General features: G+C 56.4%; 4 protein-coding genes. 3 read left to right on the top strand and 1 reads right to left on the bottom strand.

The window, feature by feature from the left end:
- Positions 1–868: NAD(P)-dependent glycerol-1-phosphate dehydrogenase (locus tag MVD07_RS02335; RefSeq protein WP_297498121.1), on the bottom strand; the 868-nt coding region annotated here is incomplete at its 3' end.
- Between the two features lie 72 nt (positions 869–940).
- Between MVD07_RS02335 and MVD07_RS02330 the strand changes: the two genes are divergently transcribed.
- The 3 genes from MVD07_RS02330 to MVD07_RS02320 all read left to right on the top strand — a co-directional run.
- On the top strand, positions 941–1,756 hold the full coding sequence (locus tag MVD07_RS02330; RefSeq protein ID WP_297498114.1) for a DUF63 family protein: 816 nt from the start codon (positions 941–943) through the stop codon (positions 1,754–1,756).
- A 1-nt stretch (position 1,757) separates the two neighbouring features.
- On the top strand, positions 1,758–2,528 hold the full coding sequence (locus MVD07_RS02325) for a bifunctional fructose-bisphosphatase/inositol-phosphate phosphatase (protein ID WP_297498117.1): 771 nt from the start codon (positions 1,758–1,760) through the stop codon (positions 2,526–2,528).
- Positions 2,518–2,996: rhomboid family intramembrane serine protease (locus MVD07_RS02320; protein ID WP_297498111.1), on the top strand; the 479-nt coding region annotated here is incomplete at its 3' end. The genes MVD07_RS02325 and MVD07_RS02320, both read left to right, overlap by 11 nt.

The following is a 2,996-nucleotide window of genomic DNA, read 5'->3' as shown; positions in this document are numbered from 1 at the left end:
TTAAGGTTTCCCTAACGCGCTCCCACTTGAGGCCGTGGAGGTAGGCCATTATTATCGTTCCGACGCCGACCTGCTCGCCGTGCAGAGCCGGCTTTTCAAGGAGGGAATCAAGGGCGTGGCTGAACAGGTGCTCGGCTCCACTGGCAGGCCTCGATGAACCCGCTATGCTCATCGCCACGCCGCCGCTTATGAGGGCCTTAACGACCTTTCTAACGCTCTCCTCGTTGCCCAGCCTTATTATGTCCGCGTTGCGCATTATCATCTTGGCGCTCATCAGGCTGAGCGATGCCGCGTACTCGCTGTAGTACTCGCCCTTTATCCTGTGAGCTAACTGCCAGTCCTTTACAGCCGTCAGGTTGCTTATTACATCTCCGACTCCCGCCGCTAAATAGCGGTATGGCGCGGTCTTTATCACCTTCACATCGGCTATTACGGCTATCGGGGGGACGGCTTTGAGGGACGTTTTAAGTCCAAGGTCCCTTATGGAAGCGTTGGCGCTCGCTATACCGTCGTGGGAAGCCGTGGTGGGAAAGCTGATGAATGGTATTCCTGCTTTGAAGGAAGCTAACTTCGCCACGTCGATTATGCTCCCTCCGCCGACCGCTATGAGCCAGTCCGAGCGGTGGTCTCCGACTATGGAAAGAACCCTCTCCACCTCTTCCATCGTCGCGCCTTTAACTGTCACGCTCTCGACCTCGTACTCCCCCCGGAGGACGTCCTCAACCGCTTCCCCTGCTATCTTCTTCGTCCTCGGACCGTAGAGCACGAGGGCTTTTCTCCCCAGTCCGAGGCGCTTGGCAACGTTGACCGTCTCTCCTATGAGGTTCTCGCCTAAAAGCACCTCCCGCGGGAGCTGCATCAGGTGCACTTCTCTCACCACCTCCAACATTAGGGTGGGAAAAGCTTTAAGGCTATCGGAGCAAGGGGCTACGGTGGTCGAATGGGTCTCTACGAGTTCTTTTACGAGTACTTCATCCTTCCAATCAAGGAAAACCAGGGCTACAACCCGGTGAACACGATAACCTACGCGATAATCCTTGGAATCGCGGTTATACTGCTCTACAAGATGCTCAAGCGCATGGGAATCCGGGTTGACGAGAGGTTCTTCAAGGCCCTGATCCCCTACATAATCCTCGGCCCGCTGATGAGGAGCATGACGGATGTGGGACTCCTCCGGAGGACCTACCTGACGGTCAGCCCCGGCGGCTACTTCGTAATAGCGGCCTTCGCGATAGCCTCGCTCTACGCCGTCTGGAGGCACACCGGGCCGGACGAGAAACTCTACCCGATTTACCGCGACTTCGGCTGGGTTCTCGTCGGGGGGCTGCTCTTCATTCTGATAATAAACCTGGATAAGGTGGACTTTAACTGGGCGGTTCTGAAATACTTCATTCCCGCCCTCATGATAGCCGAGGCCTTCATCTGGGTTCTGGCGAGGAGGTTTAAGCTGATAAAGGACAACGGTCTTCTCTTCTACACCCACTTCTACGACGCAACGACAACCTTCGTCGGAATCCAGTTTTTCGGCTTCTGGGAGCAGCACGTCCTTGCGAGGTGGCTGATGGACACGCTGGGGACTCCAGCAGCGATGTACCTTGAGAAGTTCGTCATCCTTCTGCCGGTGGTGTGGATACTCGACAGGATGATGGAGGAGGAAGACGAGGATTTAATAAACTTCGTAAAGCTGACCATCTTCATCCTCGGCTTCGGCCCGGGGACGAGGAACTTCCTGATAATGCTCATGGGTGGTGGTTGAGATGGAGTTTGAGTGGAACGCGATAGCCAAGGAGATTGCCTTGGAAGTCGAGAAGGCCGTTATCCCGCTCTTCGGCACGGCAAAGGCCGGTGAGGTCGTTGGAGAGAACGCCAGCGGCGACACCACCGACTACGTGGACAAGGTTTCTGAGGACATCGTCCTGTCGAGGCTCGAACCCCTCGGCGTCAACATCGTCAGCGAGGAAGCCGGGGTAATCGACAACGGAAGCGACTACACCGTCGTTATTGACCCGATAGACGGCTCCTACAACTTTACTGCGGGGATACCGGTTTTCGCCTTCAGCTTTGCGGTCTTTAAGGGAAAGAGGCCCGTTTACGGTGCCATCTACGAGTTCCTCCCAAAGAACTTCTACGAGGCGGTTCCGGGGGAGGGCGCGTTCCTCAACGGAAGGAGGATTCACGTGCGGAAGCCGGAGCGCGGAAAGGAGGCCTTGAGCTTCTACACGCGCGGAAGGTGCACGGGAATCATAAAGAAGGTCAAGCGCGTCCGCGTTTTGGGGGCGATAGCGGTTGAGCTTTCCTATCTGGCGAAGGGCGCCCTCGACGGCGTCTTTGACATAAGGAACTACGTGAGGCCGACTGACATAGCGGCCGGCGTTCTTATAGCGAGGGAAGCAGGGGCGATAGTGACGGACGAGAGGGGGAGAGAGCTGGAGGTTAAACTCAGCGCAACGGAGAAAACCAACCTGATAGCGGTCGACGACGAGTACCTCCTGAAAATGATCCTGGAGGAGCTGGAGAATGGCTCTTGAGCGCTACTTCCACCGCTACGGAAAAGCGACCTTCAGCTTGCTCCTCATAAACCTGGCTGTATATACCCTGGAGGTTATCCTGAGCGGGAACCCCATAAGCATAGGCTCGAACGTTCTGCTCGTGCTCGGCCAGTGGAACTACGCGGTTCTGCACTACGGCTGGTGGTGGCAGCCCTTCACTGCGATGTTCGTCCACGTCGGCATACTCCACATAGCCTTCAACATGTACTTCCTCCTCGTCATGGGGAGCCAGCTTGAGCACGTGATCGGCTCTAAAAGGCTGGTTGGGGTCTATATCGTCTCGGGCCTCTTTGGAAACCTGCTGACGCTCGTCATGCTGTCGCCGAACACTGTAAGCGCAGGCGCCAGCGGAGCGCTCTTCGGAATAGCGGGAACTCTGATAGTCATGATGGGCGTCATCGGCGGCAACATGCAGGCGGCATTGCTCAACGCGTTCTTCCTCTTCGT

Source organism: Thermococcus sp., from assembly GCF_027008145.1.
GTDB lineage: Archaea > Methanobacteriota_B > Thermococci > Thermococcales > Thermococcaceae > Thermococcus.
This window is presented reverse-complemented; position numbering and strand designations above follow the sequence as displayed.